The sequence below is a fragment of the Streptomyces sp. 4N509B genome (assembly GCF_052245655.1).
Taxonomy (GTDB): domain Bacteria; phylum Actinomycetota; class Actinomycetes; order Streptomycetales; family Streptomycetaceae; genus Streptomyces.
In genome coordinates, this window is the sequence record NZ_JBQQBZ010000056.1 from 22,177 (window position 1) to 34,303 (window position 12,127).

Annotated in this window: 10 protein-coding genes, 1 tRNA gene and 2 pseudogenes; 8 read left to right on the plus strand and 5 right to left on the minus strand. The window is 72.5% G+C overall.

Translation table 11 applies throughout. The features are described 5' to 3' along the window. Positions 1–58 precede the first annotated feature (58 nt). Positions 59–724: pseudogene (locus tag ACTWP5_RS30500) on the plus strand (SURF1 family protein); the annotation flags it as partial. 133 nt (positions 725–857) lie between these two features. Here the strand turns inward: ACTWP5_RS30500 and ACTWP5_RS30505 are convergent. Genes ACTWP5_RS30505 through ACTWP5_RS30515 form a run of 3 tightly spaced genes read right to left on the minus strand, consistent with a single transcriptional unit; the run spans position 858 to position 3,473 of the window. Then, on the minus strand, positions 858–2,792 hold the full coding sequence (locus ACTWP5_RS30505) for a S9 family peptidase (RefSeq protein ID WP_443224419.1): 1,935 nt from the start codon (positions 2,790–2,792) through the stop codon (positions 858–860). A 28-nt stretch (positions 2,793–2,820) separates the two neighbouring features. Then, the gene (locus ACTWP5_RS30510; protein WP_443224420.1) at positions 2,821–3,303 is read right to left on the minus strand and encodes a RidA family protein; all 483 of its coding nucleotides are present in this window, start codon (positions 3,301–3,303) and stop codon (positions 2,821–2,823) included. A gap of 8 nt (positions 3,304–3,311) precedes the next feature. Beyond that, positions 3,312–3,473, minus strand: a complete 162-nt coding sequence (locus ACTWP5_RS30515; protein ID WP_443224409.1) for a hypothetical protein — start codon at positions 3,471–3,473, stop codon at positions 3,312–3,314. Here ACTWP5_RS30515 and ACTWP5_RS30520 point away from each other — a divergent pair. After that, a complete protein-coding gene (locus ACTWP5_RS30520; RefSeq protein WP_443224410.1) occupies positions 3,432–4,529 on the plus strand; it encodes an ArsA-related P-loop ATPase in 1,098 nt (365 codons plus the stop codon). The genes ACTWP5_RS30515 and ACTWP5_RS30520 overlap by 42 nt on opposite strands. 7 nt (positions 4,530–4,536) lie before the next feature. After that, a complete protein-coding gene (locus tag ACTWP5_RS30525; RefSeq protein WP_443224411.1) occupies positions 4,537–5,967 on the plus strand; it encodes an ArsA family ATPase in 1,431 nt (476 codons plus the stop codon). 225 nt (positions 5,968–6,192) lie between these two features. On the opposite strand, the gene ACTWP5_RS30530 is transcribed toward ACTWP5_RS30525, so the two are convergent. Continuing rightward, on the minus strand, positions 6,193–6,540 hold the full coding sequence (locus ACTWP5_RS30530; RefSeq protein ID WP_443224412.1) for a WhiB family transcriptional regulator: 348 nt from the start codon (positions 6,538–6,540) through the stop codon (positions 6,193–6,195). Between the two features lie 268 nt (positions 6,541–6,808). Between ACTWP5_RS30530 and ACTWP5_RS30535 the strand changes: the two genes are divergently transcribed. Beyond that, the gene (locus ACTWP5_RS30535; protein WP_443224413.1) at positions 6,809–9,073 is read left to right on the plus strand and encodes a transglycosylase domain-containing protein; all 2,265 of its coding nucleotides are present in this window, start codon (positions 6,809–6,811) and stop codon (positions 9,071–9,073) included. Between the two features lie 101 nt (positions 9,074–9,174). Here the strand turns inward: ACTWP5_RS30535 and ACTWP5_RS30540 are convergent, their stop codons facing one another. Next, entirely contained in the window at positions 9,175–9,642 is a 468-nt protein-coding gene (locus ACTWP5_RS30540; RefSeq protein WP_443224414.1) for a GatB/YqeY domain-containing protein, read from the minus strand. An 80-nt stretch (positions 9,643–9,722) separates the two neighbouring features. On the opposite strand from ACTWP5_RS30540, the gene ACTWP5_RS30545 reads away from it, so the two are divergent. The 4 genes and pseudogenes from ACTWP5_RS30545 to ACTWP5_RS30560 form a co-directional block, all read left to right on the plus strand. Continuing rightward, complete coding sequence (locus ACTWP5_RS30545; protein ID WP_443224415.1) at positions 9,723–10,670, plus strand: metallophosphoesterase; 948 nt, start codon at positions 9,723–9,725, stop codon at positions 10,668–10,670. 100 nt (positions 10,671–10,770) lie between these two features. Further along, positions 10,771–10,844, plus strand: a tRNA-Pro gene (locus ACTWP5_RS30550). A gap of 157 nt (positions 10,845–11,001) precedes the next feature. Further along, entirely contained in the window at positions 11,002–11,676 is a 675-nt protein-coding gene (locus ACTWP5_RS30555; protein ID WP_443224416.1) for a DUF488 family protein, N3 subclade, read from the plus strand. A gap of 117 nt (positions 11,677–11,793) precedes the next feature. Next, positions 11,794–12,000 (plus strand): annotated as a pseudogene (locus tag ACTWP5_RS30560) (hypothetical protein); the annotation flags it as partial. Positions 12,001–12,127: the final 127 nt, after the last annotated feature.

Below are 12,127 nucleotides of genomic sequence, written 5' to 3' on the forward strand. Positions count from 1 at the left end.
TGGTGCCGTGTACCGGTTCCTGCTGACCCCCCGCTGGTGGGCGATCAACATCTTCGTCGTGCTGGCGATCCCGATCTGCCTGGCCGCCGGCACCTGGCAGCTGGGTCGCTTCGAGGACCGGGTCGAGACCCACCGCGAGCAGGAGGACCCCGGCGCCCAGGCCCCCGCCGGCGAGCCCCGGCCCCTCGCCGAGCTGCTGCCCGTGACCACGGACACGGTCGGTGAGTGGGGGACGGTCACGGGCAGGTACGACGCGGACCAGCAGCTGCTGGTGCCCGACCGCCAGCTCGACGGCGAGAGCGGGTTCTACGTGCTGACGCCGCTGCTGCCCGACGGCGGCGGCCCGGCCGTGCCGGTCGTGCAGGGCTGGCTGCCCGGCGCGGCGGACACGGCGAACGGCACGGACACGGCGAACGGTGCCGACGCGGCGGACGCGGAGCGCGTGCCGGCGCCGCCTGCCGGCGAGGTGACCGTCGTCGGGGCCCTCCAGGCGCCCGAGTCGCCGAGCGACGTCGGGGCAAGGACGGGGCTGCCGGCCGGCCAGCTCGGCGTGATCGGCGCGGCCTCGTTGATCAACGTGCTGCCGTACGAGGTGGTCGACGCCTGGCTCACCGTGGCGCCCGAGCAGGCGCCGGCGCCGCTGCGCGCCGTGCCGCCCGTCGCCCCCTCCGGCAGCGGGCTGGACGCCGACGCGTTCCAGAACCTGGGGTACACGGCCGAGTGGTTCGTCTTCGCCGGTTTCGCGGTCTTCATGTGGTTCCGGCTCTTCCGGCGGGAGGTCGAGGCCCGGCGCGACGCCGCGCTCGGCCTCCCACCGGAGGGCACGCTGGAGGGCGCCCCGCGGAGCGCCCACACGGTCACGCCGGGGGAGCCGGAGGCTCCTTCGGACCGCGAGAAGCCTCCGCGGGACCGTGAGCGTCACCCTGACGAGCTGGCAGGTGCCGCGTCGCGAAGCGAATCTCCATCGCCACCTGCCTGATCCGCTCCTCCACGACGAGCGAGCCGTGCCCGGCGTCGTACCGGTACACCTCGTGGACGGCGCCGCGCGCCGCCAGGCGGTCCACGTAGTTCTCGATCTGCCGGATCGGGCAGCGCGGGTCGTTGACGCCCGCCGAGACGAAGACCGGGGCGCGGACCTGGTCCACGTAGGTCAGCGGCGAGGAGGCCCGCCAGCGCTCCGGCTGCTCCTCCGGCGTCCCGCCGAAGAGCGTCCGGTCCAGCGCCTTCAGCGCCTCCATCTCGTCGTGGTACGCCGTGACGTAGTCGGCGACGGGCACGGCCGCCACGCCGACGGCCCAGCTCTCCGGCTGCGTGCCGAGGCCCAGCAGCGTGAGGTATCCGCCCCAGGAGCCGCCCGTGAGGACCAGCCGCTCGGGGTCGGCCAGGCCGCTGGCCACGCACGCCTCCCGCACCGCGGCGACGTCCTCCAGCTCGATCAGCCCGACGCGGTGCTTGAGGGCGTCCGTCCACTCCCGCCCGTACCCGGTGGAGCCCCGGTAGTTGACGCGGACCACCGCGAAGCCGTGGTCGAGCCAGGCCGCGGGGCCCGCGGCGAAGGCGTCGGTGTCGTGGGCCGTGGGGCCGCCGTGGATGTCGAAGACGGTGGGGAACGGGCCCTCGCCGCCGCCCGGCGGCGTCTGGACCAGCGCGTGGATCCGGCCGCCCGGCCCGTCCACCCACAGGTCGGTCACGGGCACCGACGCGGGCGCCCGCATCCCGGGCGGGTCCAACACCGTGCCGCCGGCCGTCGAGCGCACCTGCGGCGGCTCGGCGGCCGAGGACCACAGGTACTCCACGCTGCCGTCGGGCCGGGCCGTCGCGCCCGAGATCGTGCCGGCGGGTGTCTCCACGCGCGCCAGCCGCCCGCTCGCCAGCTCGTAGCGCCACAGCTCGCTGCGGGCGTGGTGCGAGTGCCCGATCAGCAACGCCCGGCCGTCCGGGTACCAGCGGGCGTGCGCGTCGCCCGGCAGGTCCACGTCGAGCTCGGTGACCTCGTCGGCGACCGGGTCCCAGACCATCGGCGCCCACCGGCCGCGCCGCTGGTGGCCGACCAGCAGGCGCGCGTCGCCGGCGACGGGAGCGAATCCGAGCACCGACAGGCCCAGCTCCCTCGTGCCGCCCTCGGTGTCGTCCAGCTCCGCGACGGCCGTGCCGTCCGGGCGGACGACGCGGATCGCGGAGTGCATGGCGTCGCCGTGCTCGGTGTGCTCGATCGCCAGCAGGGTGCCGTCGTGGGAGAGGTCTCCGACGCCGGCCGACTGCCGGTGCCGGTACACCTCGACGGGCGTCGCCGAGGTGGCCCCGTCACCCTCCCGGGCTTCCCCGGCCGGCCCATCCGGCCCATCCGGCGCCGTCGCCGGGACGAGGTGGATGGTGGTCCCCTCCTCCTCGGTCATGCGGCCGACGACGACCGTGCCGTCGCGCCCGAGCGCCAGCCCGGCCGAGTACGCGGGCGCGAGGCCCGGCACGGCCTCCTCGTCGGGCCCGCCGTGGAACGGCTGCCGCCGCCACCGGCCGAACTCGTCGCCGTCGGTGTCGTCGAACCACCAGATCCACGCGCCGTCGGGGCTCAGCCCGCCGTCCATGGTCCCGTTGGGGCGGTCGGTGACCTGGCGCTGCTTGCCGGTGGCGCGGTCCCAGGCGTAGAGCTCGAAGGTGCCCGTCGCGTTGGAGACGAACAGCGACCGGTCGGGGGCGTCCTCCGCCCACTGCGGCAGCGAGACGCGGGGGGCGCGGAAGCGCTTCTCCCAGTCGGGCGCCTCGCCCACGCGCTCGCTGGCGTCGTCACCCACGGACTCGCCCACGGACCCACCCACGGACTCACTCACCGTCCGACTCGCTGTCGAGCTCGACCTGGATCTCGACCTCGACGGGAGCGTCCAGCGGCAGCACCGCGACGCCGACGGCGCTGCGCGCGTGCTGCCCCCGCTCACCCAGCGCGGCGCCGAGCAGCTCGCTCGCGCCGTTGATCACCTGCGGCTGCCCGGTGAAGCCGGGGTCGGAGGCCACGAAGCCGACGACCTTCACCACCCGCGTGATCCGGTCCAGGTTCCCCGCGACCGACTTCACCGCGGCCAGCGCGTTCAGCGCGCAGACGGCGGCCAGCTCCTTGGCCTGCTCCGGGCTCACCTCGGCCCCGACCTTGCCGGACGCCGGCAGGGCGCCGTCCACCAGCGGCACCTGCCCCGAGGTGTACACGTAGCGGCCGGTGCGGATCGCCGGAACGTACGCCGCGACCGGCGGCACCACCTCGGGCAGCGTCAGGTCCAGCTCGGCGAGCCGCTCCTCGACCCGCGAGGCCACCGCCTCGCTCACGCCTGCTCCCTGGGACGCTTGAAGTACGCCACCAGCTGCTCGGAGTTGGGCCCCGGCACGACCTGGACCAGCTCCCAGCCGTCCTCGCCCCAGGTGTCGAGGATCTGCTTGGTGGTGTGCACGAGCAGCGGCACGGTCACGTATTCCCACTTCGTCATGGCCCCGACTCTAGTCCCACGGCCAGGCGCCGTAGGCTCGCCAGGGTGAGCTCGACGCACAGACCACCACGCCGGCTGCACGTGGTCAGTGGCAAGGGCGGCACGGGAAAGACGACCGTGGCCGCCGCGTTGGCACTGGCCCTCGCGGAGGAGGGCCGGCGCACCCTGCTCGTGGAGGTCGAGGGGCGGCAGGGCATGGCCCAGCTGTTCCAGACCGAGGCGCTGCCGTACGCGGAGCGGCGGATCGCGATCGGCCCCGGCGGCGGCGAGGTCTTCGCCCTGGCGATCGACGCGGAGCAGGCGCTGCTGGAGTACCTCCACATGTTCTACAAGCTCGGCGGGGCCGGGCGGGCGCTCCGGCGCATCGGCGCGATCGACTTCGCGACGACGGTCGCTCCCGGCCTGCGCGACGTGCTGCTGACCGGCAAGGCGTGCGAGGCCGTGCGCCGCCGCGCGGGCGCCTCCGGTGCGTCCGGCTCGGGCGGTGGCGCGGCGGGGCAGCGCGAGTGGGCCTACGACGCCGTCGTCATGGACGCGCCCCCCACCGGCCGGATCGCCCGCTTCCTCGGCGTCAACGAGGAGGTCGCCGGCCTGGCCAGGATGGGCCCCATCCACCACCAGGCACAGGCCGTGATGCGGGTGCTGAAGTCGGCCGAGACGGCCGTTCACCTGGTGACGCTGCTGGAGGAGATGCCGGTCCAGGAGACCGCCGACGGCGTCGCGGAGCTGCGGGCCGCCCAGCTGCCCGTGGGGAGCGTGGTGGTGAACATGGTGCGCCCGCCGCTGGCCGCCGCGCTCCCCGACGAGGCGGCGACGGACCGGGCGGCGCTGACGCGGGCGCTGGCCGGCGCCGGGCTGCGCGGCGCGTCGGGCCTGGTGACGCCGTTGCTCACGCAGGCCAGGGAGTACGCCCACCGGCACGAGCTGGAGCGGAGACAACGCGGCGAGCTCGACGCGCTCGGGCTGCCGGTGCGGGAGCTGCCGTTGCTGACGGACGGCGTGGACCTGGCGGGCCTGTACCTGCTGGCACGCCGCCTGCGCGAGTGGGAGTGGTGAGCGGACCATGACGTTGGTCGGGGAGGACGCGCCGCTGGGCGGGGTCGAGCCGCTGGCGGTGGACGCGCTGCTGGACGACGCCGGCACCCGCATCGTGGTGTGCTGCGGCGCCGGCGGCGTCGGCAAGACGACGACGGCCGCCGCGCTGGGGCTGCGGGCGGCCGAACGCGGGCGGCGCGTGGTGGTGCTCACGATCGACCCGGCGCGGCGGCTGGCCCAGTCGATGGGCCTGACCGAGCTGGACAACACCCCCCGCCCGGTGCCCGGGATCGACACGGCGGCCGGCGGCGAGCTCTTCGCGATGATGCTCGACATGAAGCGCACCTTCGACGAGATCGTCGAGGCGCACGCGGACCCGGCACGGGCCCGCGCCATCCTGGGCAACCCCTTCTACCAGTCGCTCTCGGCCGGCTTCGCCGGCACCCAGGAGTACATGGCGATGGAGAAGCTGGGGCAGCTCGCGGCCCGCGACGAGTGGGACCTGATCGTGGTGGACACCCCGCCGAGCCGATCCGCCCTGGACTTCCTCGACGCGCCGCAGCGGCTCGGCTCGTTCCTCGACGGACGGTTCATCCGGGTGCTGATGGGCCCGGCGAAGGCGGGCGGCAGGGCCGGGCGGAAGGTGCTGGGCCTCGGCATGGCGGGCCTGTCCCTCGTCGCCGGCACGCTCGGCAAGGTGCTCGGCACGGCGCTGCTGAGGGACGTGCAGACCTTCGTCGCCGCGATGGACACGATGTTCGGCGGCTTCCGCACCCGGGCCGACGCCACCTACCGGCTGCTCCAGGCGCCGGGCACGGCGTTCCTCGTGGTGGCCGCGCCGGAGCAGGACGCGCTGCGGGAGGCGGCGTACTTCGTGGAGCGGCTGGCCGCGGACCGGATGCCGCTCGCGGGCCTCGTCCTGAACCGGGTGCACGTCCCGGCCGCGCCACGCCTCAGCGCCGAGCGCGCCCTGGCGGCGGCGGAGATGCTGAGCGGACAGAACGGCGGGGGCGCGAGTGGCGGCGCCACCGGTGACACGAAGGGCTCAGACGTAAAGAATCTTGTCGACGGCGGCATTGTTGATCATCCGACCGGGCACACTCGCCGTGGGAACGCATCGCCGTCGCCCGGCCCCTCTCCCGAAGATCCCAGCTCCCCGGCCGAGCACGACGAGCGACCCGACCGCCTCGACAGCCCCGACACAGCCGCACCCGACGCCGATCCCGAACCCGATCTCGACGCGGCGGCACGGCTGGCCGCGGGGCTGCTGCGTGTGCACGCCGACCGTATGCGGCAGGTGGCGCGCGAGGCGCGCATGCGTGACCGCTTCACCGCGGTGCATCCCGAGGTGCCGGTGGTGGAGGTGCCCGCGTTGCCCTCGGACGTGCACGACCTGACGGGCCTGCGCCTCATCGGCTCCCGCCTGGCGGCCCACGACGAGAACAGCGGGCAAACGTAGCGAAGGTGACGAAACGGGCGCAACGCGTCCGGTGTTCGGCGCGAAGCGGCGCCCGACGAAACGTGACAACGACCGTGACGGCGGACGCCACGCATGACCGTTGCCGCGAACGTGACCGTGACCGTGACGAAGCCCACTCACAACGATCCGCGCGCAGTCGCGCAGTCCACGCGTCGAGCCCGCGCGTGCGGCCCGCGCGCGAAACCCACGCGACGAAACCCGAGGTCAGCCCGCCGCCGCGTAGTCCCCGGCGCCCCGCCGCGCGTCCACCGCGCGGGCGTCCCCCACGGCGAGGCCGCGCTCGTACTCGCTGCGCGCCGTCTCCAACAGCTCCCGCCACGAGGTGACCGTGGGCCTGCGCCGCAGCAGTGCGCGACGCTCCCGCTCGGTCATGCCGCCCCACACGCCGAACTCCACGCGGCTGTCCAGCGCGTCCGCGAGGCACTCCGTGCGTACCGGGCAGCCGCTACAGACCGCTTTCGCCCGGTTCTGGGCGGCTCCTTGTACGAACAGTTCATCCGGATCCGTCTCACGGCACGCCGCGTGCGCCGACCAGTCCGTTACCCAGCTCATGTCTGCCGGTGCCGTCCTCTCCCGAATCGAGGCTCCCCCACGGCGGCAAGTGGCATATTCACCCTTGCCAGTTGAGGACGTTACGGAAGGCAGCGGAGGCGCAACACCCCCAGTGGGCCTAATCTTGCATGGCCCGTTCGGACTATGAGTCAGCAGGAGATCACTCGTGCGGGTGACCTGGTCGGGCGTGCGAGTCGTCACCGGCCGTGGACAGCGTAGGTGAACGGTGCCCCCGCTGTCCGGAAATCGAGACCGTAGGCTTGCAGTCATGGGTAGAACGCGTCCGGGTAGTGGTCTCGGCACTCTGAGCCAGGCGGCGAGGTTCCTCGGCGTCAGTGTGCTCTCGGGAGCGGTGCTGGCAGGGCTCGCGTTGCCCGCCGTCGGAGCGCTGGGCCTCGCGGCCCGCGGCACCGTCGAGGGCTTCGACGAGATCCCCGCCAACATGAAGAGCCCACCGCTCAGCCAGCGCACCACGATCCTCGACGCCGAGGGCAACAGGATCGCCGACGTCTACGACCGCAACCGCACCATCGTCGGCCTCGACCAGATGTCGGAGCTCGTGCGGCAGGCCATCATCGCGATCGAGGACGCCCGCTTCTACGAGCACGGTGCCGTCGACCTGCGCGGCATCCTCCGCGCGCTGAACAACAACGTCGGCGGCGGCGCCACCCAGGGCGCCTCCACCCTCACCCAGCAGTACGTGAAGAACGTCTTCGTCGAGGCGGCGGGCGACGACCAGGAGGCGATCGCCGAGGCCATCGACCAGTCGGGCCCCGACGGGCTCGGCCGCAAGATCCGCGAGATGAAGTACGCGATCCAGCTGGAGCAGGAGCTCACCAAGGACCAGATCCTGGAGAACTACCTCAACATCACGTTCTTCGGCCAGGACGCGTACGGCGTCGAGGCCGCGTCCCAGCGGTACTTCTCCAAGCCCGCGGCCGACCTGGAGCTGCACGAGGCGGCGCTGCTCGCCGGCCTCGTCCAGTCCCCGACCCAGTACGACCCGGTGCTCTACCCCGAGGCGGCCCTGGAGCGGCGGAACGTCGTGCTCCAGGCGATGGTGCGCACCGACGACATCACCCAGGCGGAGGCCAACGAGGCCAAGGCGCTCGACCTGGGCCTCGACATCAGCGAGCCGCGCCAGGGCTGCATCACCGCCACGAACGCCGCCGGCTTCTTCTGCGACTACGTGAAGCAGGACTTCCTGAGCAACGCCGCGTTCGGCGAGACGCGGGAGGAGCGCGAGGAGCTGTGGCGGGTGGGCGGTCTGACCATCCAGACCACGCTCGACCCGCAGGCCCAGGCCGCCGCGGCCGAGGCCGCCACCAACGGCGTGAGCCCCGAGGACCAGGTCGCCAGCTCCGTGGTGCAGGTCCAGCCCGGCACCGGCCACATCCTGTCCATGGCGCAGAGCCGCGCCTACGGCAACGACGCCGAGGCCCACCAGACCACGATCAACCTCAACGTCTCCAACGCCATGGGCGGCTCGACGTACGGCTTCCAGCCCGGCTCGACGTTCAAGCCGATCACCGCCGCCGCCGCCCTGGAGGGGGGCATCTCCCCGGCGCAGACCTACACCACGGACAACGAGATGGTCGCCCTCCAGAGCGACTTCTCCGACTGCGAGGGCCGGCCGCTGGGCGACGTGAACAACCCCGCCGACAACGAGTGGGACGTCGCGAACTACTCGGAGGACATGCGCGGCACCTGGGACATGACCGAGGCGCTGGCCCAGTCCGTCAACACGTACTTCGTTGAGCTGCTGAAGCAGGTCGGCGTCTGCGAGACGGCGGAGCTGGCCGCGAGGATGGGCATCGAGCGCGGCGACAACGAGCCGCTCGGCGTCAACCCCTCCATGACCCTCGGCGGCGAGGAGGTCGCGCCCCTCCAGATGGCCGCGGCCTACGCCACCTTCGCCAACCGCGGCACGTACTGCGAGCCGATGTCGATCATCTCCGTCACCACCGCGGACGGCGAGGAGATGACCCCCGAGAGCGACTGCCACCAGGCGATGTCCGCGCACAACGCCGACACCATCAACATGATGCTGCGCGGCGTCGTCGAGGAGGGCACCGGCACCACGGCCGGCCTCACCGACCGCGACAACGCGGGGAAGACCGGCACCACGGACGACATCCGCGACGTGTGGTTCGTCGGCCACACCCCCGAGGTCGCCACCGCCGTCCGCGTCGGCAGCGACGGCGACCCGCTGCCCATGCGGAACATCACCATCGGCGGCGTCTTCCACGAGAAGGCCAGCGGCAGCGTCGTGGCCGGCCCGATCTGGCACCAGGCCATGACCGGGGCCCTGGCCGGGATCTCACCCTCGACGTTCAACGAGGTGGAGGTGCCGCGCGCCGAGGACCCGCCCGAGCGGGAAGAGGACCCCGACATGCCGGACCTTCCGGGCGGCGGTGACGGCGGCGGCTGGGACGACGGCTGGGACGGCGAGTGGCCGGACGAGTGGGACGAGTGGACCGGCAACGGAAACGGCAACGGAAACGGGAACGGTAACGGAGGCAACGGCGCCTGACCGCGGCGCCCAGCCCTCCACCCGCCGCTGCCTCCGCCCCCCGTGAGCGTGGGGGGCGGAGGCAGCGGCCGAGGGAGAGCGGCGGCGCCCGGCCGCCGTGCTCAGCCGCCCGCCAGGGCCTTCTTCACCGCGGCGGCCACCCGGCCGCCCTCCGCGCGCCCGGCGACCTTCGGCCCCACGAGCTTCATCACGGCGCCCATCGCCCGCGGCCCCTCGGCGCCCTGGGCCCGCGCCTCGGCGACCGCCTCCGCGACGAGCCCGTCCAGCTCCTCGTCCGACAGCTGCGTCGGCAGGTACTCCGCAAGCACCTCGCCCTCGGCCCGCTCCCGCTCGGCCTGCTCGGCCCGGCCGCCCTTCGCGAACGCCTCGGCCGCCTCCCGCCGCTTCTTCGCCTCGCGGGTGATCACCTTGGTGACCTCGTCGTCGGACAGCTCCCGGGCCGCCTTGCCGGCCACCTCCTCGGTGGTGATCGCGGCCAGCGTCATCCGAAGCGTCGCCGAGCGCAGCTCGTCGCGCCCCTTGATCGCCGCCGTCAGGTCCTGTTGGAGCCGATCCTTCAACGTGGTCATGGTCCCCATTCTGGCAGCCAACACCAGCCACACCCGCGCCTCCCGCCGCATCGTGACCGGCGATCTGGAACCATGGGCCCATGCGCGCCCGACACGCCGTCCCGCTGTCCCTCGCCGCCCTCACCGCCACCGCAGTGGCCTACGCCGCAGGCATAGAGGTCCGCTCCTTCCGCCTGCGCAGACTCACCGTGCCCGTGCTGCCACCGGGCGCGTCCCCCCTGCGCGTGCTGCACGTCTCGGACATCCACATGGTCTGCGGGCAGCGGGCCAAACAGCGCTGGCTGCGCTCCCTGGCGAGCCTGCGGCCCGACCTGGTGATCAACACGGGGGACAACCTCTCCGACCCCGAGGCCGTCCCCGAGACCCTCGACGCCCTCGGCCCCCTGCTGGAGTTCCCCGGCGCGTACGTCTTCGGCTCCAACGACTACTACGCCCCCGTCTTCCGCAACCCCGCCCGCTACCTGGTGGAGCGCGCCTCCGGCCGCCACGGCCTCAACGGCAACGCCCCGGCCACCCACGTCCCCCGGAACCCCTGGTGGGAGCTGCGCGACGCCTTCGACACCGCGGGCTGGGTCAACCTCACCAACGCCCGCGGCCGGATCAAGCTCCCCTCCTACGCCGGCTCCTCCGCCGCCGGCACCGAGATCGCCCTCACGGGCCTGGACGACCCCCACATCCGGCGCGACCGCTACGCCCAGGTGGCCGGCGGCCCCGAGCGTGACGCCGACCTCTCGATCGCCGTCGTCCACGCCCCCTACCTGCGCGTTCTCGACGCCTTCACCGCCGACGGATACCCGCTGATCCTCGCCGGCCACACCCACGGCGGCCAGCTGTGCGTCCCCTTCTACGGCGCGCTCGTCACCAACTGCGACATCGACGCCGCCCGCGTCAAGGGCCACTCCACGCACACGACCGCCGGCCACACCTCCCACCTCCACGTCTCCGCGGGCTGCGGCACCAACCGCTACACCCCCGTCCGCTTCGCCTGCCCCCCCGAGGCCACCCTCCTCACCCTCACCGCCCCGTGACCCCGCCCCGGACCCGGACCGCCGGGCGGCCCGGCCAAACCAGATTTCCGTAGCCCCTGCTAGTGGGTTAGAGTGGTGCCGCTCCCCTCAACGGAGCACTCGGGGTGTGGCGCAGCTTGGTAGCGCGCTTCGTTCGGGACGAAGAGGTCGTGGGTTCAAATCCCGCCACCCCGACAGTGAGAACAGCAGGTCAGGGGCCTGATCCGGAATCCGGGTCGGGCCCCCACCGCGTCTCTGGTGATTGTTTGGGAGAAATCTGGGAGAAGATTTTTGTCGTCTTCTCCCAGTAGGCCATCGTGGGCGCACGCCCCAGCCTCTAGGAGCACGACACATGGCAGGCCGCAGTACGTCGCACTCCCAGGTCCGCGCCCTCGCCCGGCGGGTGCGAGGGCTGCGGGAGGCTCGCGGATGGACGCGTGAACAGCTCGCCGAGGAAGCAGGCATCGCGCTCAGGACACTGGAGCGCCTGGAGAGTGAGGGATCGATCCAGCCAGCTTTCCTCACGGTCGGAGCCGTGGCCGAGGCCCTTGGCGTCCCGCTCGATGACCTGTTCAGGGAGACCAGGGTCGCCCCTGGACTCTGGTCCGCTGGGTACGAGGGGAGGGACATCGATGCGTTCGTCACCTCGCTCCTCGACAGCCGTATCGATGTCGTGGCAGACGTACGGCTCACCCCGATCAGCCGTAAGAAGGGCTTCAGCAAGACCCGTCTCGGGCAGGCGCTCGCCGAAGCCGGCATCGCGTACACCCATCTGCGTGGCCTGGGAAATCCCAAGGACAACCGTGCGCCGTTCTGGGACGGCCGACTGGACGTGGGCCTGGCTCGCTTCCGTGGCGTGCTGCGAAGCGAGGAGGCCAGGTCCGACCTCGACCGCCTGACCGAGCATGCCCGACAGTCCAGAGTCGCGGTGCTGTGCTTCGAGAAGGACGAGGATCGCTGCCATCGGCAGGTCGTCCTGGAGATGGTCAGGAAACGGGCCACCGTGCCGGTGCACCCCCTGGCCTGACTTCGCCCCTTGCTCCGACGCGCGCCCTTGCCAGTGGCGTGTGACTCTCCTCCAATCGATTCCGGGAGGCAGGGAGGGGCAAGCATGGCATCGGCGAACCGGCAACGTGCCCGGATCATGATCACAGTCAAGACGTATCCGGAGCTGTCCAACAAGTACCGCGAGACCAGCTGCGTAGCCGGCATACGCCTGGACCAGGAGGATGGGCCCCGGCACGTGCGGCTCTTCCCCGTTCCTTTTCGACTCCTCGCTGAGAACGCCCAGTTCTCCAAGTACTCGATCATTGAGGTCGACGTCGAGTCGCACGGCACACGGGACTCTCGGCGGGACTGTAAAACGAGCGGTGTATCCCGATCATGGAAGATGCACCTGTGACCAGCGAGAACATGTCCAAGAGCGGTCCGATCGAGGCGGCTGGGGTCCAGCCGTCGGCCGCGGTGGAACAGCGGTT

What these genes read in the sequence shown, in the direction of transcription:
- ACTWP5_RS30525 (WP_443224411.1), top strand. Translation starts at nt 4,537, where the DNA reads ATGACGTTGGTCGGGGAGGACGCGCCGCTGGGCGGGGTCGAGCCGCTG.
- ACTWP5_RS30545 (WP_443224415.1), top strand. Translation starts at nt 9,723, where the DNA reads ATGCGCGCCCGACACGCCGTCCCGCTGTCCCTCGCCGCCCTCACCGCC.
- ACTWP5_RS30530 (WP_443224412.1), bottom strand. Translation starts at nt 6,540, where the DNA reads ATGAGCTGGGTAACGGACTGGTCGGCGCACGCGGCGTGCCGTGAGACG.
- ACTWP5_RS30535 (WP_443224413.1), top strand. Translation starts at nt 6,809, where the DNA reads ATGGGTAGAACGCGTCCGGGTAGTGGTCTCGGCACTCTGAGCCAGGCG.
- ACTWP5_RS30555 (WP_443224416.1), top strand. Translation starts at nt 11,002, where the DNA reads ATGGCAGGCCGCAGTACGTCGCACTCCCAGGTCCGCGCCCTCGCCCGG.
- ACTWP5_RS30515 (WP_443224409.1), bottom strand. Translation starts at nt 3,473, where the DNA reads ATGACGAAGTGGGAATACGTGACCGTGCCGCTGCTCGTGCACACCACC.
- ACTWP5_RS30540 (WP_443224414.1), bottom strand. Translation starts at nt 9,642, where the DNA reads ATGACCACGTTGAAGGATCGGCTCCAACAGGACCTGACGGCGGCGATC.